General features: G+C 67.5%; 23 protein-coding genes, 1 tRNA gene, 2 pseudogenes and 1 riboswitch. Of the genes and pseudogenes, 10 read left to right on the top strand and 16 right to left on the bottom strand.

The annotated features are described in order from the left end of the window. Nucleotides 1-69: 69 nt before the first annotated feature. Nucleotides 70-939 carry an alpha/beta fold hydrolase gene (locus FHX42_RS12200; protein WP_182544394.1) on the bottom strand — a complete coding sequence of 290 codons (870 nt, stop codon included), beginning with the start codon at nucleotides 937-939 and terminating at the stop codon, nucleotides 70-72. A 104-nt stretch (nucleotides 940-1,043) separates the two neighbouring features. Between FHX42_RS12200 and FHX42_RS12195 the strand changes: the two genes are divergently transcribed. Then, nucleotides 1,044-1,116, top strand: a tRNA-Arg gene (locus FHX42_RS12195). 33 nt (nucleotides 1,117-1,149) lie between these two features. Here the strand turns inward: FHX42_RS12195 and FHX42_RS12190 are convergent. Next, a complete protein-coding gene (locus FHX42_RS12190; protein ID WP_235987275.1) occupies nucleotides 1,150-1,818 on the bottom strand; it encodes a tyrosine-type recombinase/integrase in 669 nt (222 codons plus the stop codon). Nucleotides 1,819-2,369: 551 nt separating this feature from the next. On the opposite strand from FHX42_RS12190, the pseudogene FHX42_RS12185 reads away from it, so the two are divergent. After that, nucleotides 2,370-3,171, top strand: a pseudogene (locus FHX42_RS12185) (IS5 family transposase). Nucleotides 3,172-3,593: 422 nt separating this feature from the next. Here the strand turns inward: FHX42_RS12185 and FHX42_RS12180 are convergent. After that, on the bottom strand, nucleotides 3,594-4,130 hold the full coding sequence (locus FHX42_RS12180; protein WP_182544393.1) for a hypothetical protein: 537 nt from the start codon (nucleotides 4,128-4,130) through the stop codon (nucleotides 3,594-3,596). Nucleotides 4,131-4,757: 627 nt separating this feature from the next. Between FHX42_RS12180 and FHX42_RS12175 the strand changes: the two genes are divergently transcribed. After that, nucleotides 4,758-4,988, top strand: a complete 231-nt coding sequence (locus FHX42_RS12175; RefSeq protein ID WP_182544392.1) for a hypothetical protein — start codon at nucleotides 4,758-4,760, stop codon at nucleotides 4,986-4,988. A gap of 341 nt (nucleotides 4,989-5,329) precedes the next feature. On the opposite strand, the gene FHX42_RS12170 is transcribed toward FHX42_RS12175, so the two are convergent. The 4 genes and pseudogenes from FHX42_RS12170 to FHX42_RS12155 all read right to left on the bottom strand — a co-directional run. Next, nucleotides 5,330-5,719, bottom strand: coding sequence for a hypothetical protein (locus FHX42_RS12170; RefSeq protein WP_182544391.1), 390 nt, complete (start codon nucleotides 5,717-5,719; stop codon nucleotides 5,330-5,332). Nucleotides 5,720-6,292: 573 nt separating this feature from the next. Next, nucleotides 6,293-6,736, bottom strand: coding sequence for a hypothetical protein (locus FHX42_RS12165; RefSeq protein WP_235987274.1), 444 nt, complete (start codon nucleotides 6,734-6,736; stop codon nucleotides 6,293-6,295). Nucleotides 6,737-7,198: 462 nt separating this feature from the next. After that, entirely contained in the window at nucleotides 7,199-7,891 is a 693-nt protein-coding gene (locus FHX42_RS12160) for a glycoside hydrolase family 11 protein (RefSeq protein ID WP_182544389.1), read from the bottom strand. A 413-nt stretch (nucleotides 7,892-8,304) separates the two neighbouring features. Beyond that, a pseudogene (locus FHX42_RS12155) lies at nucleotides 8,305-8,655 on the bottom strand (transposase); the annotation flags it as partial. Nucleotides 8,656-8,811: 156 nt separating this feature from the next. Here FHX42_RS12155 and FHX42_RS12150 point away from each other — a divergent pair. The 5 genes from FHX42_RS12150 (at nucleotide 8,812) to FHX42_RS12130 (ending at nucleotide 11,033) form a co-directional block, all read left to right on the top strand. Further along, nucleotides 8,812-9,090 carry a hypothetical protein gene (locus FHX42_RS12150; RefSeq protein WP_182544387.1) on the top strand — a complete coding sequence of 93 codons (279 nt, stop codon included), beginning with the start codon at nucleotides 8,812-8,814 and terminating at the stop codon, nucleotides 9,088-9,090. Further along, nucleotides 9,083-9,739: an HD domain-containing protein gene (locus FHX42_RS12145; RefSeq protein WP_182544386.1), complete on the top strand. Its 657-nt coding sequence runs from the start codon at nucleotides 9,083-9,085 to the stop codon at nucleotides 9,737-9,739. Before FHX42_RS12150 ends, FHX42_RS12145 begins: the two co-directional genes overlap by 8 nt. Before the next feature lie 34 nt (nucleotides 9,740-9,773). Further along, nucleotides 9,774-10,436, top strand: coding sequence for a YdcF family protein (locus FHX42_RS12140; protein WP_182544385.1), 663 nt, complete (start codon nucleotides 9,774-9,776; stop codon nucleotides 10,434-10,436). Between the two features lie 44 nt (nucleotides 10,437-10,480). Continuing rightward, nucleotides 10,481-10,714 (top strand): hypothetical protein, encoded by a 234-nt coding sequence (locus tag FHX42_RS12135; protein ID WP_182544384.1) that lies wholly within the window; start codon nucleotides 10,481-10,483, stop codon nucleotides 10,712-10,714. A gap of 172 nt (nucleotides 10,715-10,886) precedes the next feature. Further along, nucleotides 10,887-11,033, top strand: coding sequence for a hypothetical protein (locus tag FHX42_RS12130; protein WP_182544383.1), 147 nt, complete (start codon nucleotides 10,887-10,889; stop codon nucleotides 11,031-11,033). Nucleotides 11,034-11,248: 215 nt separating this feature from the next. Here FHX42_RS12130 and FHX42_RS12125 read toward each other — a convergent pair whose 3' ends face one another. The 9 genes from FHX42_RS12125 to FHX42_RS12085 all read right to left on the bottom strand — a co-directional run bounded on the left by FHX42_RS12125 (nucleotide 11,249) and on the right by FHX42_RS12085 (nucleotide 18,784). Further along, nucleotides 11,249-12,124, bottom strand: coding sequence for an urea transporter (locus FHX42_RS12125; protein ID WP_182544382.1), 876 nt, complete (start codon nucleotides 12,122-12,124; stop codon nucleotides 11,249-11,251). After that, on the bottom strand, nucleotides 12,121-12,885 hold the full coding sequence (locus FHX42_RS12120; RefSeq protein ID WP_182544381.1) for an urease accessory protein UreD: 765 nt from the start codon (nucleotides 12,883-12,885) through the stop codon (nucleotides 12,121-12,123). Before FHX42_RS12120 ends, FHX42_RS12125 begins: the two co-directional genes overlap by 4 nt. Beyond that, nucleotides 12,882-13,589 (bottom strand): urease accessory protein UreG, encoded by a 708-nt coding sequence (ureG, locus tag FHX42_RS12115; protein ID WP_182544380.1) that lies wholly within the window; start codon nucleotides 13,587-13,589, stop codon nucleotides 12,882-12,884. The genes FHX42_RS12120 and ureG overlap by 4 nt, the downstream gene beginning before the upstream one ends. Beyond that, nucleotides 13,579-14,256, bottom strand: a complete 678-nt coding sequence (locus FHX42_RS12110; RefSeq protein ID WP_182544801.1) for an urease accessory protein UreF — start codon at nucleotides 14,254-14,256, stop codon at nucleotides 13,579-13,581. Before FHX42_RS12110 ends, ureG begins: the two co-directional genes overlap by 11 nt. Nucleotides 14,257-14,320: 64 nt before the next feature. Beyond that, a complete protein-coding gene (locus tag FHX42_RS12105; protein WP_328796072.1) occupies nucleotides 14,321-16,060 on the bottom strand; it encodes an urease subunit alpha in 1,740 nt (579 codons plus the stop codon). Continuing rightward, on the bottom strand, nucleotides 16,057-16,422 hold the full coding sequence (locus FHX42_RS12100; protein WP_182544797.1) for an urease subunit beta: 366 nt from the start codon (nucleotides 16,420-16,422) through the stop codon (nucleotides 16,057-16,059). The genes FHX42_RS12105 and FHX42_RS12100 overlap by 4 nt, the downstream gene beginning before the upstream one ends. 9 nt (nucleotides 16,423-16,431) lie before the next feature. Further along, on the bottom strand, nucleotides 16,432-16,734 hold the full coding sequence (locus FHX42_RS12095) for an urease subunit gamma (protein ID WP_182544379.1): 303 nt from the start codon (nucleotides 16,732-16,734) through the stop codon (nucleotides 16,432-16,434). A gap of 158 nt (nucleotides 16,735-16,892) precedes the next feature. Then, nucleotides 16,893-17,327: an alternative ribosome rescue aminoacyl-tRNA hydrolase ArfB gene (gene arfB / locus FHX42_RS12090; protein WP_182544378.1), complete on the bottom strand. Its 435-nt coding sequence runs from the start codon at nucleotides 17,325-17,327 to the stop codon at nucleotides 16,893-16,895. Nucleotides 17,328-17,434: 107 nt separating this feature from the next. Next, on the bottom strand, nucleotides 17,435-18,784 hold the full coding sequence (locus FHX42_RS12085; RefSeq protein ID WP_182544377.1) for a serine hydrolase domain-containing protein: 1,350 nt from the start codon (nucleotides 18,782-18,784) through the stop codon (nucleotides 17,435-17,437). Nucleotides 18,785-19,004: 220 nt separating this feature from the next. After that, a riboswitch (cobalamin riboswitch) is annotated at nucleotides 19,005-19,201 on the top strand. Between the two features lie 145 nt (nucleotides 19,202-19,346). Between FHX42_RS12085 and metE the strand changes: the two genes are divergently transcribed. After that, a complete protein-coding gene (gene metE / locus FHX42_RS12080) occupies nucleotides 19,347-21,629 on the top strand; it encodes a 5-methyltetrahydropteroyltriglutamate--homocysteine S-methyltransferase (protein WP_182544376.1) in 2,283 nt (760 codons plus the stop codon). Nucleotides 21,630-21,690: 61 nt separating this feature from the next. After that, nucleotides 21,691-22,578 carry a CPBP family intramembrane glutamic endopeptidase gene (locus FHX42_RS12075; protein WP_182544375.1) on the top strand — a complete coding sequence of 296 codons (888 nt, stop codon included), beginning with the start codon at nucleotides 21,691-21,693 and terminating at the stop codon, nucleotides 22,576-22,578. Nucleotides 22,579-22,599 lie beyond the last annotated feature (21 nt).

Here is a 22,599-nt window from a genome sequence, read left to right as displayed (position 1 = left end):
ACACAGATATATAGTCATTCGTGCATGAGTGCAACCGGAGGGAGTGTCACCTCACTCCACCGAGCGGCGCTACCGCACGCGCACCGCCTCCCAGTCCTCCGAGCTCTCGGACGAGGTCACGTACTCGGCGAAGTCGGTGATCCGCCGCGCGACCGCCTCCGGGTGAGTCCGCGGGGCCCAGTGCCCCGCGGGCAACCGGTACCGCCACAACCGGTCGCACCACGGGTCGGCACTGGTCAGCATGGTCGGCAGCACGTAACCGTCGCGGGCGAGCACGAGCTGCTGCACCGGCAGGTCGGTGTGGTGCGGCGCGGACGTCCCCCGCCCGATGTTCTGCCGGTAGAGCTCCAACCCGCGTACCGCGTCACCGCGCTCGGCCCGGAACCAGGAGCGCAGCATCGGCGAGCGCCACAGCAGCTCCGGAAGCAGGGGGGCGCTGAAAAGACCGATGTAGGACGAGTGCAGTCCCTGGTTGAGCAGTCCCGGCAGACCACGAGGCGTGAGGTTGCGGCGCCACCATCCCCCCAGGTGTCCGAGGCAGGGACCGGACAACGTGGTGAACGAGGCGAGCAGGTGGCGGTAGCGCGGGTCACCGACCGCCTCCCAGCTCTGGATGGAGCCCCAGTCGTGCCCGACGAGGTGGACCGGGTGATCCGGGCTGACCGCGCGCACGACGGCGGCCAGGTCGGCGGCGAGGTGCTCCAGCCGGTAACCGCCCGAGTCCTCGGGAGCGCTCGACTCCCCCATGCCCCGCACGTCGTAGCGGACCACGTGACGCCGGGGATCGACAGCCGCCAGGGCCGCGACCACGGCGTCCCACACGGCGGAGTTGTCCGGGTAGCCGTGCACCAGCACGATCGGGCGGTTCCCGGGCTCGCCCCGCTCGCGAACCGACAGCCGCACCCCTGCCGACTCGACGAAAGACTGCTTCTCCTGCATACACGAGAAGCTACTTGCCCGTAACCTCACGCGAAACAGCACGATCGAGGGGGCCTCACAACAGCCCGCACCGATGCGATAAGCTGTTCCCAGTCGAGCGCGAAGCCCTCGTAGCTCAGCGGATAGAGCACCGCCCTCCGGAGGCGGGTGTCGCAGGTTCGAGTCCTGCCGAGGGCACCCAGGTCACAGACCCGTGATCCCCACCCAAGATCACTCTTGGGGCACATTTGGGACACGCACCGCCGAGTCCATCCGGCCCGCGATGTCGTCGAGCCGGTCCGGGAACAGGTGCCCGTAGAGGTCCAGCGTCATCGTGGCGGTCTTGTGCCCCAGCATCTGCTGCACGATCTTCACGTCCGCGCCGGAGGCGATCGCCAGCGACGCCGCCGTGTGCCGCAGCTCGTGCGGATGGAAGCCTTCGGGACCGACATCGCGCACGGCCGCGTCGAAGACCGCCCGTCGGAAGTTGCGCACCCGAAGCACTCCCCCGTGCGGAGCCGTGAACAGTAAGGCGTCCGAGGCTCGACCGATCACTCGCTCTGTCAGCTCCTCGGCGAGGAATCGCGGCAGCGGTACCGAGCGCCGTTCATGGGTCTTGGGTGTGCCCCACACCACTTCGCCGTTGACCTCGGTGACCGACTCGGCCACCAGAACGCGACGCCGCGTCAGATCCACCCGTCCGACCGTTAGCGCAGCCAGTTCGGCCCAACGCAGGCCGGTGCAGACCAGGAATCGCACGATCAGCCCGTACGAGCCGCAGCGGTCCAGCCAACTTGGCCACCTCGGCATGATCGAGATATCGATGGTCGAGCCGAAGCACTTGGCCGCCACGGTCCCGAGGCGCACGTAGTGCGTGTGGTCAGAGTTTCTTTTCTTCATCGAGGGCGACCCCTCCGGGGCCGCAGCATAAGCAATCACTCGCTTCGATCACGTCGACCACTTTCCCTCTTCGGAAAATCAGGCTGGAACACTCGGAACTGTGTGTCCATACGCTCCGATACCAAGCATCCACGGACATCACTTACAAAATCACGCGCCTCCTCCTCCCCGTCTTTCAATTCGTCAACACTGGGTGGTTTTATACTGATAACGCAAATCACGCAGGTGCTCCCAAATCGCGGCGCGTCATCAAAAATTTCCACATATTTTTGGCCGCAAAAAGACGGGGGTACTCTCAACGAATTCATCATGCGCTCCACGTTCCGCCTCAAAAAGAACAGAGGCACGGTCTCGGGCACCTTTACTTATACCCATCGCCCTTGACGTACCTGCAACTTTTTCACGATAGAAATCAAAACTGCGCAACAGGTCTTCAACGATTGTCTGTCGCCTTAAAAGGTCTTCTTTGCTGACAACATCCGCGCTCTGTTGAACTTGACCCTTAGAGCCCCTAACACGTTGATGATCTCCACCTCGGATGATCTTGGTTGATGGCTGCGCCGTGGAACGTCTCCGACGAGTTGTGGGCTCGGATCGAGCTCTTGCTGCCGGTACGGCCGACGAGTCGGACGGGTCCGAAACCGCTGCCGGACCGACAGGTGCTGCAGGGCGTCCTCTTCGTGCTGTTCACCGGAATCGGCTGGGAAGACCTGCCGCAAGAGCTGGGATTCGGATCCGGGATGACCTGCTGGCGGCGCCTGCGGAACTGGCAGGACGCCGGGGTGTTCGACCAGCTCCACGAGCTATTACTGGCCGAGCTCAACGCGGCCGGGCAGATCGACTGGTCACGCGCGTGTGTGGACGCCTCCCACATCCGCGCGAAAGGGGGGCTCAGCGACCGGGCCGAGCCCCGTCGACCGGGGCAGGACCGGCTCGAAACACCACCTGATCTGCGAGGGCGGCGGAGTCCCTCTCGCCACGGCGCTGACCGGTGGCAACCGCAACGACGCCACCCAGCTCATTCCGCTCGTCGACGCGGTTGCGCCCGTCCGAGGCCGCCGGAGCCGCCCACGCCGCCGACCAGAGGTCATCGTGGCCGACCGCGGCTACGATCACGACAAATACCGAGACCTACTGCTCCAGCGAGGGATTCAGCCACTGATCAGCCGTCGCGGCACCCGGGACACCAACCAACCCGTGCGGTGGGTCGTCGAGCAAATCCTCGCGCTGCTGCACCAGTTCCGGCGCCTGGCCGAACGCTGACAACGCCGCACCGACATCCACCGCGGCTTCCTCGCCCTGGCCTGCGGACTCATCACCTGGCTCCGACTCGAGTGCGTTAGGAGCTCGTAGTCAGTTGATCTTGTTTTTCGGCGGCATCGGCCGACCGCTTCGCTACTTCCGCTTGTTTTTGCGCTGTCGCAACTTGTCGTTGCGTGTCACGAGGTTGCCAATACGCAACAATACCCGTCACAGTGGAAACCACTAATGTGAACCACGCAGCTAGATCACCAAGTTTCACGCCTGTAGATCTTGCCTCAAACGCTAGAAACAAGGAAATGAAGAGCTACCCTGCGAAAATGATCGAAAGAGCCGTGCACCAGGGCCACCTCGGGCCGATCGCCCACGGGGGTCACTCGTGAACCGCTGAGCCCGGCGATCGCCGCCGCGACTGTGGGCCTCGGAGATCGCAGACGATCCGCGCTGACCACAGCCTTGCCACAGGTAAAAGTGAACGGCTAAAGATTCGGCATCTCGACTGCACACGCCCGTGATCAACTATCCATTTTATTCGATCTCCATTTCATGATTGCGATGACTGCGAGCCATAGCGCGAGCGGGTCACTCAACGATCCCAATAAGCTCGAGGCAGCGTGACTTGTCACGAGCAGTAGCTCAAGTAGGCCAATCGCCGCGACCCCTTGGACCGCCGTTGCAGGGCGAACGCCAACAATGAAGCCGCGTGGAGCATTCTCAAGTTCCCAGTCACCTGGATCAGCCGAGTTTGTTACGGACAAACCCGAAAATATCCCAGGGACACTGTCGCCGAACTTGACTTCATCTCGGAAAGGCGGGGCGACCAGGCCCCGCGTCAGCGCCGACGTATCCACACTCCGCATCACCGACGACAGCATCGACTGCTGCGAACCGATCACCGAACGCGGACCAGAAATTTGAAGAGGCTGGTCTACGCACCCTTCTGTCGTATCTTCCGTAAGAGGGGTGCCTTCGTCACAGTCCGACACAGCCTCGTCCTCCACCGCCGTGCAGGATTCGCTACCTAGCTCGACCGAAGACGCATCTTCTTCCATCAATTGAAGATACGCCCAGCCCCGGACACAGGAGCGTCGCATCACCCCGACACCACGATGCGAACCGCGGTCGGCGGCACCACGTCAAGGTGGGAAAGAGGACCTTGACGAGGCACCACCGACCGCAGAAGCGGCACCGTGTCGGGGTGATGCGGCGGGGATGGCGAATCAGTGGGGACAGCAGTTGAGCCGAGATCATCTCCATGCTTTTCCCACACGAAACGACGACAAGCGCCGATGACCAACGCCGTTTGCGCTTGCAAGTCGTGCAGGGCGTGCCAAGCGTCGACAAACAACCGCGAGACGTTCTCACGATTCGTCAGATCATGGGAGGAGCTCGGAGCAGCCCTTGGGGCACATGTCGGCAAGTACCAACCGCAAACGACGACAACCAACCGGCACCACGCGGCAGGCTCACCACCACAGCCAGACCGACAGTCGAGGTAGAGCGGTCGGCTGAAATGACCTCCGCCGGCGGGCGGTCGGCCGAACGCGCGACGGAGGGTGAACGGGCGGCTCGCACCGGGCTGTTCGACAAAGATCGCCGCGTCGGTCGAGGAGTTTAAGGACAGTGGTGCACGGTAACTCAAGGACAGGGACACATGTTGATATCGCTTGGAGGGCACGATGCTGACCATGTTGCGCCAGAAGGGCGTCACATCCGACCACATGTTCGCCGCAGGGCTGGGATCGATTGCACTGAGCGTGATCGTTTGGGCCGTTTCCCTCAACGCGTCGGAGCCGACCTCCCGCGCGGACCGGTGGGGAATTTTCGTGGGAGAATGGGCGCCCAGCTTTTTCGCCTTGGGTGTCGGGCTGCGTATCGACGAGAACCAGAACCCGAAGAGGGGTCGATAGCCAGAGTCACCGCGAAGAAAACCGAGAAAAGTGGGTGAAATCCTGCGATCAGGGACTTCACAAGAAAAATAAAAATTTTGTTTCGCATGGTTGACTACGCCACCCCTTGGCGTTGAGGCAGCGCCAAACCCAGATGCCACCACGGACAGTTTTTGCGCCGATGCGTGGACCGCCCGAGCGAATAGGTGACACCGATCACTGTTGGGATCTCTCCGGGGCGCTGAACTAGCGGCCCTGCAGAGCTGATGCGACGTCAGCAGCAGCACAGTGACCGACCGGCGGGCGCGGATCCGGCAAGTGACACGACACAGGCAGCGCCCCTCAGTAGCGCAAGCGCCCTGCTACTCCGCTGTCCCACCTCGTGACTCATCGCGAACGTTCTCGTGGACGTCCTCGGCGCGTACCCGGTAGCCCTTCGCGTCCTCAATAGCCACGTTCAGGGAACGACGCAGGTAGCTCAAGTACTCAAGAGCGTGATCGATCACCTCGTAGGGGTGGTCCTGCAGGGCTCTCTGATAAAGACGCTCCCTGTCGAACTCATCCACCTGACTGGCCAGCGTCCCCACAAGATCACCCAGGCTGTCGATAACTGATTGCAAAGCCCAACCGTACGAAGGCAAGTCCTGTTTCGCTAGATCAGCCTTCTTCTGAACAGCAGTAGCTCGCTGCAGCTCGTCCCGAACCTGATAGAGCGCTTCGAGCGGATGCTGCCCCTCCCCTGAGGATCCCATACTCCCTCCCCTCCACTCGACCGTCACTCACAGTCTCGCAGCGAAACGAGCAGCCTGCACAGTCCTGGGGCTCGCGCCACCCCCAGCCCCAGGCGGGTCACCGGGATGGAGGCGACGCGAGACCGGTTGCGGTCCGGCTGTGGCTGAGCAGTCCTCATCCCGTTTGACCTCCCCAAGAGCAATCAGACCGAGTCAAGGGCACAAGCCTGCCACCAAGACGTACCGTTGAGCTCGACGGTTGCACCCTTGACACGGCCTGATCGGGCGAAGCCAGGTCAGACGGGATGAGCACGAAACCCCCTGCTGGGGCACACAGCAGCAAGTACCGACCGAAGACGATGACCACCAACCGCCACCACGCGGCAGGCTCACCAGCACGGCCAGACCAACGATCCAGGTAAGTCGCTCGTCTGAAATGACCTCCGGGGGCGGGTGTCGCAGGTTCGAGTCCTGCCGAGGGCACCCAGTCACGAGCACACGTTCCCCGTTCGAGATCACTCCGGGAACCTCGCGGGGCGCACACCGCAGAATCGATCGCGATCACCGCACCGACGCGGCCCCGAATCGGGGAGACTAATGCTGTGGCCGGGGTGTTCCGTCCCAGCGCCACGTGGTTAGGCGAGCGTGTCCGGGCAGCTCGGCGCGTCCAGTGGCCCACAACAGGGTGGACCAGGGAGCCGTGTCCCCCGGAGCGTCCGGAAACAGTCGTTTGAGCACTCGCGAGCACAGATCGGCGGGCGGAGTCCAGGTGAGCCCGAGCCCCTCCGCCACATCGTGCACGTGCACCACGGTCTCAACCGTTCCCATGGCGGCGAAGCCCTCGGGATCCGAGGCGCCGAACACGTGGTGAGCCGTGACGCGGGGAGAGGTCGTACGCACCATGGCAACCAGCAGTGCTCCCGACGCCTCGAGCACCTGCAGCAAGCCATCGGAGCCCGCCGACCGGTCGGCGCAGATGGCCAGCTCCGGACCGCCGCTCCGCCGGTGCTCACACGAAAACGGCACTTCACCGCTCATGGGAGGCTTCCTCGGACCGAGCTGAGTGGCGTACGTGAAGAGGTCGTCGCTGAGGTGCTCGACGGTTTCCCAGCAGTCCCACTCGAGTGAGCCCGCCTTCCGCTCCCATTCTTCGGGAGACACCTCTCGAAGAGTGGTAACAGCGAGCTGGACTGCTTGGTCGAGGTCGTCCGCGGTGACGGGTAATTCGGCTTCGGCTGATCGCGACATGGCGGAACCGTAGCGTGAAACCGGGGTCATGCCCTCCGTCCGCTGCTTGTTGCGCAGTCCTCACCCACCCGGTGGCAGGAGCGACGCGGTAGGTCGCCGCGGCCGAGCAGCACGCGACGCCGCGCAATCTCGACAGCCGTGTGGCGCGGCGGTCGAGACCGCCGCGCCCCAGGTGCGGTGTCGCGGGTGTTCGGGACCAGTTCCGGCCGCGGGAGGCCGTCGGACCGATCCAGCTGCCACCGGCCCGGATCATCAGCTCACCGTCATGTTGGAATTCCCGCTGCTCTGGTATCCCTCCGTCGCGAGGATCATGTAGTAGTCGAAACCGCCCAGATTCATCCCGGCGCCGGACCAGGAGTCGAAGTGGTTTCCGGTGGTGATGGTTCCACCCGACGTGTTCGACTGCCGGACGCTCCAGAACTGAGGAAATGTTGCCGTGCCTTCGACGGAGGGGGCGTCGTACCGCATCGTCCGGTAAATGTCGTACGTGCCACCGTCACTGGTCAACGTACCCCGGTGATCGTTGCCTCCCGGGCGGTAAGTTCCGTAGCTCTCGACGACGTAGTATTCCACGAGCGGGTTCGACGTCCACCCGTAGAGGCACAGGTATCCGTTTCCGGACGGATCGAAGCTACCCGAGTAGTACACGGTTCTGCGCCCGCCGTTGCTCCAGCCCTTGCCGCAGACGAAGTTCCCGGTGTCGCTCCACGAGGTGCTGTAGTTGCCACCGGAGGCCAGTGTCATGGAGACGGTCCCGGGGGCGTCGGTCCAGAACGAGTAGTAGTAACCGTTGTGGGTACCGGTTTGATTGTCGGTGATGGTCGTCGCGGCGCGGGCGGTTCCGGGCAGCAGCGCCGCGGACGACGTGGCCAAGACCAAGGCGCCCGCACCGCCGATGAACCCTCTGCGGCCGATCGGGTGATCGGGGGTGTTTTCCGTGTTCATAATTTCTCCTCGCGAAGACTGGCACGAGACCGGGCAACGTACTCCGAACCGACGGAACCCTCGTTGAACCAGGTCGCCCGAATGACCCCGGATCGACAGTGACCGAGGCCTGTCGGCACCGACATTCTTGGGCCGGCCCCGTCGAGTTGTCAACGGTTTCCGCGGGTTTTCCGCGAACGCTGTCGCGATCGGTGATCTCTCGGTAAAAAAATCGATCCTGGTCATCGGCGCATTCCGACCGAACGATTTAAAAATTAGCCGGTGGAAGCCTCGAAGGGTGTCTCACGTGGGGGGTTTTCGTAGCAGGTGAGCGCGGGGCGCGGGTGCGGAAGGGGCGAAGCGGCCGACCGCGCGTTCGTAACCCGTAATCAGGCTCCGGTGGCCGACTGAACGAACTCGGGCCGGTCGGCGATGCCCCTTTCGGCCCGCACCGTGGCCGCGTCGACCACGGCCCTGGCCCACTCGAGCTCGACGCGGCTGCCGGCCTCATCCGGCAAGGCCCGGTGCAACCCGTCCCAGAGCCCGGCCTCGGTCCACTGCTGAAACCGGCGATGCACGGTCGGCACCGCCACCCCGAACGAGGGCGGCAAGTCCCGCCAGGGACACCCGCTCGTCAGGACGTACACGATCGCGGTGAGCACCGCCCGATCGTCGACCGGGGCCGTGCCACCACCCTGCGGACGCGGCGCGAACCGCGGAATCAGCGGCCACACCAGCTCCCACAACCCGTCCGGTACCAGCCGTCGCGACAACCGACCCACCATGCATCCCACCCATCCACCCACGTGAGACAGGACCTCAACCCGAAGACCAGGATCCGGGCCGACACAGCCGAGATTCTCGGGCGACCTTCCGGACCGTGCTGCGCGCGGTCGAGCCTGCCTCTCGGGTGTCGGGGTGTCGAGTACGTCGGAGAAAACGTGCAGGTCTTCCCCATCCACCGCACGCACCACGAGAACGAGTCACCGCTGGAGAACTGCGACGTCGCGATACCCAGCGACCGCTACGAGCTGTCCTACCGCATCCCCGTCGAAGACGGCCCCTGGAACCCGGCGGCGCGCTGGAGCTGTCCGAGATCCCTGCCTTCACCGACGTACCGGACCACCCGCGCCCACGCCGGAGTCCGTCTCCGGCGCCGCCCGAGACGCACGACCTCTGTACGACCGGTCTTCACCGTGTCACGATGCGCTCGTGGTTGATGATCGGCATCGAACCCCGCTGGCGAACGAGACGCCCTTTCCGGAGGGGCTGGACGAGCGGCTGCGGGAGCAACTCACCTTCCTGGTGGAGGTGGATCGGCTGAAGACGGTCCTGCGCCAGTCACCGCTCGTCTCGGCCCGGCGGCAGGAGAACGACGCGGAGCACTCGTGGCACCTGGCCATGATGGTGGTGCTGCTGGCCGAGCACTCCGACGAGCCCGTCGAGGTGGGCCGCACGGTTCAGCTGGTGCTCGTGCACGACCTCGTGGAGATCTACGCCGGAGACACCCCGCTCTACGACACTTCCGCGGGGGAGAACCAGCAGGCACGGGAAGCACTCGCCGCGGACGAGCTGTTCGGGCTGCTGCCCGACGACCAAGCTCGGCGACTGCGAGCGCTGTGGGACGAGTTCGAGGAGCGCAGTACCCCCGAAGCCCGCTTCGCCAAAGCAATGGACCGCCTCCAGCCGCTTCTCCTCAACTGGATGGCACGTGGGGGAACCTGGAGGACGCCGGGTGTCACGGCCGACGACGTGCGGCAGCGCAAGGCCGTGATCGGAGAGGCTTCCGACTCCCTGTGGAAGGCGGGGCAGCACCTCATCGACGAGGGAGAGGCACGCGGATGGTCCCGGAGCAGCACTCCTCGGTGAAGCCGACCGTGCTCGGGAGGAGCGCGCACCGGCCATGACCCCGGCCGAGATCCCCGCGGAGCTGGTGGACGACGTGCGGATCCTGTGGGATTACCACGACCTTCACCACGAACCGGCCCCGACCGACGTCGGTGTCGGGCTGGGGAGCCACGACCTCGGAGTGGCGACCCGCACCGCCGAGCTCTACCACGCCGGGTACTTCGCCCGGATCGTGTTCACGGGAGCCAACGCCCCCACCACCGTGCAGCGGTTCCCCCGGGGCGAAGCCGTGCACTACCGCGAGCACGCCGAGGCGCTCGGTGTGCCCGACGAGGCCGTCCTCGTGGAGCCGAAGGCCACCAACACCGGCGAGAACATCGAGTTCACCCGCAGGGCACTGCACGGAGCGGGGATTCGTCCCCGGTCGATCACCCTGGTCTCACGGCCCTACCAACAGCGCCGGGCCTTCGCGACGTGCCGCAGGACGTGGCCCGAGGTGACCGTGTTCTGCACGTCGCAGCGCACGTCGCTGCACGATTACGTGACCGGCATCGGCGACGCCGACCGGGTGATCAACATGCTCGTCGGGGACACGCAACGCATCACCGCGTACGCCACCCGGGGATTCATCGCCCCGGACGTCGTTCCTCGGCACGTCCGGGCAGCGTTCCAGCGTCTCGTCGCGGCCGGATACACCAGCCGCCTCGTCCCGGAGTGATCCAACGTTGCCCCCGCTGCCCGGCCGGTGGGAGTCTCGACGACGTGTACTGGCCTCCCGACAAGCATCCGCCCGGATCGCGAATCCGGCTGAACATCGGCCTGGCCCTCAACGCCGGTCTGCTGCTCGTCGTGAACCTGCTGGATGTTTCCCTGACCGTGGTCCTGGCCCTCTTCATCGGCGTCGCCACGCCCTACGCCGCATACGTGTTCTGGTGGCAACGAGAACAGCAGCGCAGCGCCAACCGAGGACGCGCTCAGGACGAGAGGTCCGGCTGAGCGAAGCGACGAGGTCACGAGTTCAATACGACGTGTACGGAACACACCGGGTGTACACCAGTATGTGAGCCGTGCGCATACGTGTTCCCTGGGAGCAGTTCCGTGGCTTCTCGAGCAGGGATGCGTACTGGTTGGCCGTCGGCAACGCCGTCCTGACCGGGTCTGCACGCTCATGAGCGCGCTGGTGCTGTTCACCTTGGTGGTGGGGGCCACCGGAGCACCGTACGCACTGCCCATCTGTCTGCTCGGCAGCTGCATGTTCGGCTTGCTGCACCTCCTCTGGTTGAAGGTCTACCGCCAACGACGCGATGAGGAGTAACCCACCGCCGAGACGTACGCCGACCCCGAGCTCCACGATCAACTCACCACCGGGGGCACGGCTCGCGGACCTGCGACCGCACCACCGGCCGAGGCACGAACGAGCGCAAGCAGCGGCTTGCTTCTCCATACCGGCCCCGGCTGGGAGAGGAAGTGCGACGCCGCCGTACCAACTCGGTCTCGCGTTCGAGCATCTCCGGCGAGGCATCCGACCGCTCAGGCCGCGTCCTTGGCGCCTCGGGCGCGCCACAGGTCGGCGGTCCACATCACCAGCACGAAGGGGAACGTGGCGGGTACGAGGCCGACGGCCTCGACGGCGGCCTGGATCAGCAGTGCGGCGGGAACGGCGAGCAGGCAGGAACGCCACCCGCGCCCGGTGCTGAGCATCCCGACAGCGACGAGCGCGGCGTTGAAGCCGTAGGCACCGGTGGCGATCTCGTCGGCGGGGAACAACGGGACGAGTTCGACCACGAGGAGACCGACCACGGAGGCCGCCAGGGCACCCCCGACGAGGCGCCAGCGGGAAGCGGCGAGCCCGGCCAGGATGAACAGGCCCGGCAGCAGACCCGACACCAGGAACACCGCGGCCTCGCTGCCGAAAACTCCCCACACGTCGGCGTCCAGATCCAGCGGCCCGCCGAAGGACGGAGCCGACGACCAGTCCCCGAAGACACCGAGATGCAGCAGCGGCCAGTAGGTGAACACGAACGGGGCGGTGTAGGGCGGCACCCGCAGGAAGAAGTCGGCGACGCGGGTCAGCAGCGCCGCCACCGCCGCGGCCACCACCGCCGCCACCAGAGCCAGCCACAGCGGACGGAACGAGACCACGGCCCCCACCGCCACGAGGGTGGAGTTGAAGCCGTAGAACCCCCGAGCGACCCGTTCCACCGGGGCGCGCACGCTCAACGCGGTCGCCAGCCCGACGGCACTGCCCAGCAGCGCAGCCAGCCCCACCACCGGTCCCGCCACCAACAGTCCCACCAGGAACAGCAGACCGGTGACCACGTTGTCCTGCAGGTAGACCTGGGCGATGCCCCGCAGGATTCCCCTTGGCAGGTCCCCCGACTCCGGGACGCCACTTTCCGCGCTCACCAGTGCTCCTTCGCCAACTCGGTACCGTCCGGGTGACCGCGCACGGCCTCGGCCAATCGGCGCCGCGCCGTCACCGCGTCGGCGGCCACGGCACTGGCCACGGAGCCGCCCGCCGCCAGCGGAACCAGCGACCACCAGTCACCACTGACCGGTGCCGGTGGATCGCTTCCCCACATCATCGGTTCGTTGGCCACGACACGCGCGCTCGCGAGATGACCCGCGCTGGCCCGACGACGCGCGTCGCCCGGATCGAGGGTCTGACGCAGTAGCGGAGTCCCCTGCCGGGTCACGTGCGTGCTGGTCCGCAGCGAGCCGGGGACTTCACCGCTGCGTCCCAGCACCAGGATTTCGCGGCAGCGCATCCGCGCCCGCGCTCCCAGCTCCACGCGGAGTTCGGCCCGGTGCTCGGCCCGGCGGGTCAGGACGGTGTGTTCGGGCAGGTACTCGAGCGTGCCGCCGTCGTCGACCTCCACGTGCACGGAGCTGCGGCTCCCGCCCGGGTGATGGCCCGGCAACGCGAGTGTCGCGGCGATACCGCGCAGCAGCAGACGAGCACCCGCTCCGACCCGAATCCGCAGGTCCAGCTCGTCGCCACCCAGCGGCGCGGTCATCGAGCCGACCAGATGCACCACCGCGTGCTTCCCGCCGGTACGCGCCGCGGGTCGGGGCATCAGCGTCAGCGGCGAAGCCGAACGCAGCTCGCGCACCACGCTGTCTCCCCGGGAGTCGCACTCGACGGACAGTCGTGCGCACGCCTTCATCGGGCCGGAGCACCGGCCGCGAGCCGCTGCCGGACCCAGGCGGCGACCTCGGGAGCCCGCGGGGTGTCGGTCAACGACTGGGCGATCACCGGCAGCTCACCACGCATCCGGTGCGCGTCGGAGAGCATGACCTCCATGTCGGCACCCACCCGCTCGGCCAGGTCGATCTTGTTGATGACCAGCAGGTCGGCGGTGGTCACGCCGGGCCCGCCCTTGCGGGGGACCTTGTCGCCGCCCGCCACGTCGACCACGAAGACCTGGGCGTCGGCCAGTCCGCGACTGAACACCGCCGTCAGGTTGTCACCACCGCTTTCCACCAGCACCAGCCGCACACCGGGATGGCGCTGCTGCAGCCGCTCGACGGCGTCGAGGTTGGCGGTGATGTCGTCGCGGATCGCGGTGTGCGGGCAGGCCCCGGTCTGCACCGCCTCGATGCGGTCGGCGTCCAGGACTCCGGCCTTGATCAGGAAGTCGGCGTCCTCGGTGGTGTAGATGTCGTTGGTGACCACGCCGAGCTCGATCTCGGCGCCGAGGGTGCGGCACAGCGCGGCGGTCAACGCGGTCTTGCCGCTGCCCACCGGACCGCCCAGGCCGATGCGGAGCGGCCGGTCCCCGGCGGAAGCCGGTTCGAAGGGATCCGGTTCGGCGACGGTCGGATCGAAGTTCACCGGGTGGTTGTGGCCGTGATCGTGTTCAGCTCGCAAAGAGCCGCACCTCTTCTCGATGGTGTCGTTGGTGTGCTTCGGCCAGCAGGTCGAGCGCGGGAGCGCTCGGAGCGGGCAGGTCGGCCGGGTCGTCCCCGACCGTGTCGGCGGCGCGTTCGGCGACGCGGTCCAGTTCCGGGCCGAGCTCGGTCACGGCGGCGTTCGCGGCGAACGGATCCAGCCCCAGCAGCCGCACGGCGGCCGAGGCGGAACCGCTCAGCGCCAGATACGCCGCCACGGCGGCGGCATCGCGCGGAGTGCCGTTGCCGGAGCCGCCGAGCAGGACGCCGAGCACCGTGGCGTGGTGCGGCCTCGCCGTGGCCGCCAACAGCTCGTCGAGAGCGGACGAGGGCCAGGCGACCCGTCCTGCGCGCGCGGTCCCGCGCCCCTGCGCACGGGAGGCGTCCCGCTGTGCCGGGGACGGCGTGCGGGCGTCGAGCTCGGCATCGAACCGGAGCCAGTACTGCCGTCCCGCTCCACCCGCCGCGGAGTGCGTCGCCGCGGCGGCGAACACGGCGGCCAACTCCCCCGTACCGTGCAACCGCCCGAACAGGAACTCCCGCAGTTCCTCGGGACGAGTCACCACCCCGCGATGGGTGGCTTCCTCCAGACCTCCGGAGTGCACGTGGCCGCCACCGGGGAACCGAGCGTCGGCGAGAGCGAGCATCGCGAGTCGCCCCGACGTGGTCACGGCCGCGGACTCCGGCCCGCAAAGGTCCTCACAAGAGCTCCTAGAAGAGAAAGTAGCGCTGGGCCATGGGCAGTTCGGAGACGGGAGCGGGTTCGATGAGCTCACCGTCGACCCGCACGGCGAAGCTGTCCGGGTCCACGTGGATGTCCGGAGTGGTGTCGTTGAGCGGCAGGTCGGCCTTGGTGACCTGCCGCGTGCTCGTGACCCCGATGAGCTCGCGTTCCAACCGCAGCTTCTCGGGAAGCCCGGTGTCGAGCGCGGTCCGGGCCACGAAGTGCACGCTGCTGGCCGCTGCCGCCTTGGGCGCGGCCCCGAACATGGGGCGGGATGCCACCGGTTGCGGTGTGGGGATGGAGGCGTTGGCATCGCCCATCGCCGCCTGAGCGGCGAACCCGCCCTTGAGCACCAGGTGCGGCTTGACCCCGAACATCTTCGGGTCCCACAGCACCAGGTCGGCGAGCTTGCCCACCTCCACCGACCCCACCGACTCCTGGATGCCGTGCGTGATCGCGGGGTTGATCGTGTACTTGGCGACGTAGCGCCGCGCCCGCGTGTTGTCGGCGCGGTCGTCACCGGGCAGCGAGCCGCGTCTCCGCTTCATGGCGTGGGCGGTCTGCCACGTGCGCATGACGACCTCGCCGATGCGTCCCATGGCCTGCGCGTCCGAACTGATCATGGAGATCGCGCCGAGGTCGTGCAGCACGTCCTCGGCCGCGATCGTGGTCGGCCGGATGCGGCTCTCCGCGAACGCGAGGTCCTCCGGGACCGAGGAGTTCAGGTGGTGACACACCATGAGCATGTCCAGGTGCTCGTCGATGGTGTTCACGGTGTGCGGCCGGGTCGGGTTGGTCGACGACGGCAGGACGTTCGACTGCGAGGCCACCCGGATGATGTCCGGAGCGTGCCCGCCCCCGGCGCCCTCGGCGTGGTAGGCGTTGATCGAACGGCCGTTGAGGGCTCCCAGCGTGGACTCCAGGAACCCGCTCTCGTTGAGGGTGTCGGTGTGGATGGCGATCTGGACCCCGGATTCCTCGGCCGTCCGCAGCGCGCTGTCGACCACCGCGGGAGTGCAGCCCCAGTCCTCGTGCAGCTTCAGTCCGCCCGCTCCCCCGCGCAGCTGCTCCGAAAGCGCCTCGCCGCGCACGGTGTTGCCCTTGCCCAGCAGCAGGATGTTCATCGGAACGTGGTCCAGCGACTGCAGCATCCGGCCGATGTTCCAGTCACCCGGGGTCACCGTCGTGGCCTTGGAACCCTCGGCCGGGCCGGTGCCACCGCCGATCAACGTGGTCAGTCCGGAGGCCAGCGCCGTGTCCACCTCCTGCGGACAGATGAAGTGCACGTGGCAGTCGATGCCGCCCGCTGTGAGGATGCGGCCGCTAGCCGCGATGACCTCCGTGGACGGGCCGATCACGAGTGCCGGGTCCACGCCGTCGGCCGTGTCGGGGTTGCCCGCCTTGCCGATGCCCGCGATGCGCCCGTCGCGAATGCCGACGTCGGCCTTGACCACTCCCCAGTGGTCGAGGATGACGGCACCGGTGATGACGACGTCGGCCGCGCCCTCGGCGCGGGTGGACACCGACTGCCCCATCGACTCCCGGATGACCTTGCCGCCGCCGAAGACGGACTCGTCGCCGGAGCCGCCGGGCCCCTGACTGCGGTCCTCGGTGACCTCGATGAGCAGGTCGGTGTCGGCCAGCCGCACGCGGTCACCGGTGGTCGGGCCGAACAGCTCGACGTAGCGGTGCCGGTCCACCGACGGGTTCGGTTCCTCCGTGCTCACTGGTGCCCCTCTCCCCTGCTTCCGTAGCCGAGCTCGCCCGGCCGGGCTCCCCGACCGTCCAAGTCCCCCGCCCACTCCCGGCGCAGGCCGCGGATCCTGCGATGACCGGCGACGGGAACCAGGACCACCTCGCGCTCGACCCCGGGTTCGAAGCGCACCGCCGTACCCGCGGGAACGTCGAGGCGCCCTCCCCACGCGGCGTCGCGGTCGAAGTCCAGCTCCGGGTTGGTGGCGGCGAAGTGGTAGTGCGAACCGATCTGGATCGGCCGGTCCGCGTGGTTGACGACGGTGATCCGCGTGCGTTCCCGTCCCTGGTTCAACGGCACCGGCGTCTCGACGGGAATGATCTCCCCTGGTATCAACACGTCTCCTCAGGTGATCGGGGAGTGGACCGTGACGAGCTTCGTACCGTCCGGGAAGGTGGCTTCCACCTGGACGTCGTCGACCATCTCCGCCACGCCGTCCATGACCTGGTCCCGCGTGAGCACGTGGCGACCACTGGACATGAGCTCGGAGACGTCCCGTCCCTCGCGCGCGCCCTCGACCACGTGATCGGTGATCAGCGCGACGGCCTCCGGGTAGTTCATCCGCAAACCGCGCTCCAGCCGACTCCGGGCCAGCTGGGCTGCGACGTAGACGAGAAGCTTGTCACGCTCCTGCGGTGCCAGATGCATGTTCCTTTTCTAGCACCACGAAAGAATTTCGCAATACCGCGTTCTTCGCGAAACTCGTCACATTTGTTGCGATCTCATGGCGAATTGGCCGGTTGTGTGAATATTGTGTTTCCGCCACGTGAGTCGCGCTCTTCGCCACGATGCGCTTATTCGTCCGATTAATCCTGTCCGGGATCGCCGCGCCGCCGTTGTCGCTTGATACCGCCACGGTGCTTCTTGTTCTCCAGACGACGTCGCCGCGCTCCCTTGCTCGGCTTCGTCGGCCGCCGTCGCGGCGGTGGGGGCGCGACGGCCTCGGCCAGCAGTGTGGCCAGACGCTCCCGCGCGGCCCTGCGGTTGGCGGCCTGACTTCGCTCCCGCGAGGCCGCGACGGTGAGCACACCACCTGTCAGCCGATGCTCCAGGCGCGCGAGCGCGCGCTGACGCAGCTCGTCGGTCAGCGCGGGCGAGTTCCCCACGTCGAAGGACAGCTCGACCCGTGACTCGGTCGTGTTCACGTGCTGACCGCCGGGTCCCGACGAGCGCGAGAAACGCTCGTCGAGCTCCGCGGCGGGAATCAGCAACCGCCGGGTGATGCGCAGGTCGTCCGTCATGCCTCCAGGGTGCCGCACGGCGCCATTCGATTTCCGCGCGTAGCGGGATCACCCTGCCGGAAAACCGTGTCCGCCCGGGCACGGTCGTCGGGTGATGACGGGTTTCGTCACCGCCACGACTCGACGCCTCCGGGCACCGGGGCGTCCGGGTCGTACGGCGTGCGCGTGAACACGAACGTGTTCAGGTCGAGGTGGTTCGGCCGTCCTTCGGAGTCCCGGCCGACGCGCAGCAACTCCCCTCGGTGATACCCGTCCAGGCCCGTCCACGTGCCGTCGCCGTTGGGACGGAACCGCGACGCGCGCCCCTTGCCCCTCCACGGCGCGAGATCGAGCATTCCGTCCGGCAGGACGCGCATCACGTGCGCCACCGGGCCCCAGTACCACGCTCCGGTCAGTTCCAACAGCGCCGGATCGGCCCCGGAGGGCTGCCACGGCTCCGGTATCCGGGGCTCGTGCTCCTCCAGGATGTCCAGCAGGTCCGTGGCCAGTCCCGCCCCCGGACCGGCGGTCGTGTTGGCCAGGAACACCACACCGGTGCGCTCGGCGGGATCGGCCAGCACCGTGGACAGGAAACCGGGCATCGATCCCCCGTGCCCGACGAGCCTGCGGCCCCGGTACCGGCTCAGTTGCAGACCGAGGCCGATCCCGGCCGTCCACGCGTCCGCGTCGTCCACGGAGGTCGGTGTGCGCATCTCCACGAGAGTGTCGGGGTGCAGCACCTCACCGGTCTCCCCCGAGAGGAACCGCGACCAACGTGCCATGTCGTCCACGGTCGACCACAGCTGCCCGGCCGGTGCCATGGCGCCCGCGTCCTCGGCGGGCTCCTCCTGAACCAGGTCGGCCCAGGGGTGGACCGCCCACCCCCGCGGGCGGGGTGCGATCGGGCTCGTCGTGGTCCGGTGCATCCCCAGCGGGGTCAGGATCTCGTCGCGCAGCACCTCGAACCAGTCCGCGCCCCGGTGCCGGGCCACGAGCTCGCCGAGCAGCCCGAATCCGCTGTTGGAGTAGTGGAAGACGTGCTGCGGGTGCGGGCGCACCTGGGAGTCGTCCAGCGCCGCGACGAACCGCTCGGCGTCCACACCGGGAGTGCGCTCCCACCACTGGCCGGGGGACTCGGAGCTGAGTCCGCTGTTGTGCGCGAGCAGTTGCCAGACGGGCCTGTCCCCCACGGCGGTTCCCGGAACGTGATCGTCGATCCGGTCGGTCAGTTCGAGGCGCCCCTCGTCGCGCAGCCGCATCACCAGCACCGCGACGAACGTCTTGGTGATCGAGCCGATCCGGTACTGGGTGTCGGAGGTCGCGGGCTCACCGTCGACCCAACCGCGCGTGTCCACCCAGATCGTCTCGCCGTCCCGGACCAGCCCCGCGATCAGGGAGGGAACGCGGCCCTCCCGCTGTTCCAGGGCCAGTCGCCGCAGCAGGGCGCGCTCGGTCGTGGGCAACAGAGTCGTCGACATGCGCTCATGTTCACGCCCTTCGTGGGCACCGGCAAGGAATTTCCCCGGCGTGGCACCCTGCGGAGAGGCAGAACACACAGTGATGACGACCACACCGACGAGCGCGCGTCCGCCGCCGCGCGGAAACAGGCAGTTCAGCGGCGCTGCTCCCGTTCAAGCTCCGCGAGTCGTATCCCGCCGAACCCTTGCCAATCCGGATCCACCGAGTAGCGTGGGCGTCGCCGATGGTTCATCGACGGGGTTCGGTCCCGCGTCGGTGAGGCAAGAGGGAACCCGGTGCGACTCCGGGACTGCCCCGCAGCGGTGAGTGGGAACGAACGTCGTCATCCGGCACTGGGTGCAACCTGGGAAGCCGACGACGCAGTAGGAACCCCTGTTCGCAGGAAACGCCCACGAGTCCGAAGACCTGCCATCGGTGCGCACTTCGTCGTGCGCCGGTCCGAGGCCTCGCGGGAGGCCGGACGGACGGTTCGCTTCGCGCGCTCCCCGCGACGCGTCGCCGTACGCTCTGTCTCCCCGAGGCGCTCGGCTGCCCTGTCGACGAGCTCGCGAGGAGAGAGCTGTGACCATCGGATCGACCGTACTCGGATACCCCCGCATCGGACCGCGCCGCGAACTCAAGCGCGCGCTGGAAAGCTACTGGGCCGGACGCAGCAGCGCTTCGGAACTGCGCGAGGTCGCCCGCGAGCTGCGAACCGGGACCTGGCTCGAACTGCGCGACGCGGGACTGACCTCGGTGCCCGGCAACACCTTCTCCTACTACGACCAGGTCCTCGACACCGCGGTGACCTTCGGGGCGATCCCGGAGCGCTACACCGAGTTGGGCCTGGATTCCCTGGACACCTACTTCGCCCTGGCGCGGGGTGTGGAGTCCACGCCACCGCTGGAGATGACCAAGTGGTTCGACACCAACTACCACTACCTCGTCCCGGAGATCGGGCCGGACACCGAGTTCCGGCTGGCCGACCGCACCCCGATCGAGCAGTACCGGGAAGCGGCCGAGCTCGGCGTGACGACGCGGCCCGTGCTGGTCGGACCCCTGACCTTCCTGCTGCTGTCCAAGAGCGCCGACGGCGCACCGGAGCGGTTCCGGCCGCTGGACCGGCTCGACGACCTGCTCGCCGCGTACACCGAGCTGCTGGGTGAACTGCACCGGCGGGGAGTCGAGTGGGTGCAGCTCGACGAACCCGCCTTCGTCGCCGACCGTTCCCGGCAGGACCTGGAACACCTCCGACGGGTCTACCGCGCCCTCGGTGAGCTCACCGAACGGCCGAAGCTGTTCGTACCCACCTACTTCGGCGATCCGGGCGAAGCACTCGACGTCCTGGCGGCGACCCCGATCGAGGCCGTCGGCGTGGATCTCGTGGTGGGGACCTCGGTTCGGGACCGGTTGCCGACGGTGCGGGGGCTGCGGGACAAGACGCTGGTGGCCGGACTGATCGACGGGCGCAACATCTGGCGCGCCGATCTCGACTCCGTGCTGTCCACCGCCGCCACCCTGCTGGGAGCGGCCGGTGCCGTGGCGGTGTCGACCTCGTGCTCCCTGCTGCACGTGCCCTACGACGTCGCGGCCGAGACGAACATCGACCCGCGGGTCGAACCGTGGCTGGCCTTCGCCCGCCAGAAGGTCTCCGAAGTGGTCGTGGCGGGTCGGGCCCTGAGCGAAGGCCGCGCCGGGGTCCGCGACGACCTCACCGCCGCGCGGAGTCCCGTGGCCGATCGACGCACGTCGGAGCGCCTGCGCGACGAGGGAGTCCGTTCCCGGCTGGAAGCGCTGCGTCCGCGGGACTTCCGACGTGCGGAGTACGCCAGTCGCCGCGAGGCGCAGCAACGCGTCCTGAAGTTGCCATCACTGCCGACCACGACGATCGGCTCGTTCCCGCAGACCACCGACGTGCGCAAGGCGCGCGCGGCTCTGCGCGACGGCACCATCGATCGCACCGCCTACAAGCAGCGGATGACCGACGAGATCGAACGGGTCGTCCGACTCCAGGAGGAGATCGGCCTGGACGTGCTGGTGCACGGCGAGCCCGAGCGCAACGACATGGTCCAGTACTTCTCCGAGAACATGGAGGGCTTCGTCAGCACCGAGCAGGGCTGGGTGCAGTCCTACGGTTCCCGTTGCGTCCGGCCTCCGATCCTGTTCGGCGACGTCTCCCGCCCGAAGCCGATCACCACGGAGTGGGCGAAGAAGGCGCAGGGCATGACCGACAGGCCGGTCAAGGGGATGCTGACCGGTCCCGTCACGATCCTGGCGTGGTCGTTCGTCCGCGACGACCAGCCGCTCGGTGACACGGCCAAGCAGGTCGCCCTGGCCATCCGTGACGAGGTGAGCGACCTGGAAGCCGCGGGGATCGGCGTGATCCAGGTCGACGAGCCCGCCCTGCGGGAACTGCTGCCGCTGCGGACCGAGCACCACGCGGAGTACCTGAGCTGGGCCGTGGACGCGTTCCGGCTCGCCACCTCTGGCAGCTCCGAGACCACGCAGATCCACACCCACCTGTGCTACTCGGAGTTCGGCGAGATCATCGACGCGATCGTGTCCCTCGACGCCGACGTGACGAGCATCGAGGCGGCCCGGTCGCGGATGGAGGTGCTCGACGACCTCAACGCCGTCGGGTTCGCCCGGGGTATCGGCCCCGGCGTCTACGACATCCACTCCCCGCGCGTGCCACGAGCGGAGGAGATCGAGCAGCTGCTGGGTGCCGCGCTGAATTCGGTACCCGTCGAGCGGCTGTGGGTCAATCCGGACTGCGGGCTCAAGACCCGCGGCTACGCCGAGGTCGAAGCGGCTCTGCGCAACACGGTCGAAGCCACCGAGCGAATTCGTCGTTCGCTGCGCTGATTCGACCCGTGCCGCGAACGTCCCTGCTCAACACCGCGGCGAACTGGTAAGAATGTCTTCGATGAACAGCGGGTACAGCAGAGTGGACGTTCGCGGCGTGGTCGGCTTCGTGCTGATCGCCTACCTTCCGGCCTGGTTGATGACCCTGCCGCTGTGGCTGAGCGGTCGGGGCCTGTCCTGGGAGTGGGCGCCGGCTCTGCTCGTGGGCATGATGTTCGTGCCGGCGGTGGCGACCTTCGTGGTCACCCGGTGGATCAGCCCCGCCCGGTCGACACCGCGCGAAACCGGGCTCACCGATCCCGGTGGCATCCGGAAGTGGTGGCCGCACGCGCTGCTCGCCTGGTTCGGCCCTCCGCTGGCCGCGATATTGGCGCTGCTGGTCAGCTACGCCTTCACCCTCTACGACTGGACGGGCTTTCCCGTGCGGGACGTCCTCGTCGATGTCGTCCTGCTCGGCTGGCTGGGCATCCTGCCCGCCCTCGGCCAGGAGTGGGGCTGGCGCGGTTACCTGGTGCGCGCGTTGCTTCCGCTGGGGCAGCCGGCGGCGTTCCTGGTCAGCGGTGTGCTGTGGGGACTGTGGTACAGCCCGCTGCTGGTGCTGGGCTACAACTACCCCACGGTGCCGGTCGTCGCCTCGTTCATCATGATGATCTGCTACTGCACGCTGGTGGGAACCCTGCTCGGGTGGCTGCGGCTGGCCACGCGCAGCGTCTGGCCGGCCGTGATCGCGCAGACCTTCCTCGGCGCCGCGGCGGGGCTACCCGCCATGCTCAACGGCGCGGGACAGCCGGTCTCGCACGTGACGGAGGGGCTGCTGAGCTGGCCGGGGTGGATCGTGCTCGGCGTGCTCGTCCTGGTGCTGGTGGGGATTCGGCAACTGCCGGTGGTGTTCCCGTCCGAGCACAGCACCGGCATCAGCAAGGGCGTGCGGCGCCTCAGCCGCCCCTGATTCCGCCCGCGAAATCGCCGA

It is taken from the genome of Halosaccharopolyspora lacisalsi (assembly GCF_014137975.1).
Classification (GTDB): Bacteria; Actinomycetota; Actinomycetes; order Mycobacteriales; family Pseudonocardiaceae; genus Halosaccharopolyspora; species Halosaccharopolyspora lacisalsi.
Note: the sequence above shows the minus strand (reverse complement) of the source record. Positions and strands in the feature narration are given on the sequence as shown.

What these genes read in the sequence shown, in the direction of transcription:
- FHX42_RS12200 (WP_182544394.1), bottom strand. Translation starts at nt 939, where the DNA reads ATGCAGGAGAAGCAGTCTTTCGTCGAGTCGGCAGGGGTGCGGCTGTCG.
- FHX42_RS12190 (WP_235987275.1), bottom strand. Translation starts at nt 1,818, where the DNA reads ATGAAGAAAAGAAACTCTGACCACACGCACTACGTGCGCCTCGGGACC.
- FHX42_RS12180 (WP_182544393.1), bottom strand. Translation starts at nt 4,130, where the DNA reads ATGGAAGAAGATGCGTCTTCGGTCGAGCTAGGTAGCGAATCCTGCACG.
- FHX42_RS12175 (WP_182544392.1), top strand. Translation starts at nt 4,758, where the DNA reads ATGCTGACCATGTTGCGCCAGAAGGGCGTCACATCCGACCACATGTTC.
- FHX42_RS12170 (WP_182544391.1), bottom strand. Translation starts at nt 5,719, where the DNA reads ATGGGATCCTCAGGGGAGGGGCAGCATCCGCTCGAAGCGCTCTATCAG.
- FHX42_RS12165 (WP_235987274.1), bottom strand. Translation starts at nt 6,736, where the DNA reads ATGAGCGGTGAAGTGCCGTTTTCGTGTGAGCACCGGCGGAGCGGCGGT.
- FHX42_RS12160 (WP_182544389.1), bottom strand. Translation starts at nt 7,891, where the DNA reads ATGAACACGGAAAACACCCCCGATCACCCGATCGGCCGCAGAGGGTTC.
- FHX42_RS12140 (WP_182544385.1), top strand. Translation starts at nt 9,774, where the DNA reads ATGACCCCGGCCGAGATCCCCGCGGAGCTGGTGGACGACGTGCGGATC.
- FHX42_RS12130 (WP_182544383.1), top strand. Translation starts at nt 10,887, where the DNA reads ATGAGCGCGCTGGTGCTGTTCACCTTGGTGGTGGGGGCCACCGGAGCA.
- FHX42_RS12120 (WP_182544381.1), bottom strand. Translation starts at nt 12,885, where the DNA reads ATGAAGGCGTGCGCACGACTGTCCGTCGAGTGCGACTCCCGGGGAGAC.
- FHX42_RS12110 (WP_182544801.1), bottom strand. Translation starts at nt 14,256, where the DNA reads ATGCTCGCTCTCGCCGACGCTCGGTTCCCCGGTGGCGGCCACGTGCAC.
- FHX42_RS12095 (WP_182544379.1), bottom strand. Translation starts at nt 16,734, where the DNA reads ATGCATCTGGCACCGCAGGAGCGTGACAAGCTTCTCGTCTACGTCGCA.
- arfB (WP_182544378.1), bottom strand. Translation starts at nt 17,327, where the DNA reads ATGACGGACGACCTGCGCATCACCCGGCGGTTGCTGATTCCCGCCGCG.
- FHX42_RS12085 (WP_182544377.1), bottom strand. Translation starts at nt 18,784, where the DNA reads ATGTCGACGACTCTGTTGCCCACGACCGAGCGCGCCCTGCTGCGGCGA.
- FHX42_RS12075 (WP_182544375.1), top strand. Translation starts at nt 21,691, where the DNA reads ATGAACAGCGGGTACAGCAGAGTGGACGTTCGCGGCGTGGTCGGCTTC.